The 1,142-nt window shown below is 68.0% G+C and carries 1 protein-coding gene; it reads right to left on the bottom strand.

All coding sequences use genetic code 11. From position 1 onward, the window contains the following. A partial coding sequence (locus AB0M20_RS44960; RefSeq protein ID WP_364307741.1) for a PEP/pyruvate-binding domain-containing protein occupies positions 1-1,023 on the bottom strand: 1,023 nt, incomplete at its 3' end. Between the last annotated feature and the right edge of the window lie 119 nt (positions 1,024-1,142).

Here is a 1,142-nt window from a genome sequence, read left to right as displayed (position 1 = left end):
CGGTGTGCGCTTGCCGACCCGCGTCTGCAGCATCCACAGCTTGCCGCGCTCGATGGTGAACTCGATGTCGCACAGGTCGCGGTAGCGCTGCTCGAGACGCTCCATGATGGACATCAGCTGCCGGTAGCTGTGCGGGTCGAGGTCGGCCAGCCGGTGCAGGCTCATCGTGTTGCGGATGCCGGCGACGACGTCCTCGCCCTGAGCGTTCTGCAGGTAGTCGCCGTAGACGCCGCGCCGGCCCGTGGCCGGGTCGCGGGTGAAGGCGACACCGGTGCCGGAGTCGTCGCCGCGGTTGCCGAAGACCATCGCCATCACGTTGACGGCCGTGCCCAGGTGGTCCGGGATGTGTTCGCGGCGCCGGTAGATCACGGCGCGTTCGGCGTTCCACGACCGGAACACCGCGGTGACCGCCAGGTAGAGCTGTTCGTGTGGCGCCTGTGGGAAGTCCCGTCCGGTGTGGGTATGGAACACCTTCTTGTATGCCTCGACCAGGGTCTGCAGATCGGCGACGCCGAGCTCCGCGTCCGTGCGCACCCCGGCAGCGCTGCGCGTGGCGGCGAGTTCCGCCTCGAATTCCGCGGCCGGCACGTCGAACACCGTGCGGCCGAACATCTGGATCAGCCGACGGTAGGAATCCCAGGCGAACCGCTCGTCGCCGCTCTGCCGGGCCAGTCCCCGCACGCTGGTGTCGGAAAGTCCGATGTCGAGGATCGTCTCCATCATGCCGGGCATGGAGAACTTCCCGCCCGAGCGCACCGAGAGCAGCAGCGGGTCGGTGGCATCACCGAGACGCTTCCGCATGCGGGCCTGAACCAGCTCGAGATGCTGCTCAACCTCGGCGAAGAGCCCGCCCGGAACGGTCCCGGTGCGCAGATAGTCGCGGCACGCCTCGGTGGTGATGGTGAATCCCGGCGGCACTGGTAGGCCCATCCGGGTCATCTCGGCCAGGTTCGCGCCCTTGCCGCCGAGCAGGTCCTTCAGGTCCTTGTTGCCGTCCACGAAGTCATACACATACTTCGACATGGCCGCCTCCCAGCGCGATTTCTGTTCTCCTTCAGGGGTATCGCCCTGAGGTCCCGGGCAGTAGGGCCGGACGCCCCTTCCTGCCCGTCAGGGCCGACAGACGGCGGGGGCGGCATCCG

Source organism: Actinoplanes sp. NPDC051633, assembly GCF_040681735.1.
Classification (GTDB): domain Bacteria; phylum Actinomycetota; class Actinomycetes; order Mycobacteriales; family Micromonosporaceae; genus Actinoplanes.
The sequence above is the reverse complement of the archived record's forward strand: the minus strand, read 5'-3'. Positions and strand labels throughout refer to the sequence as shown.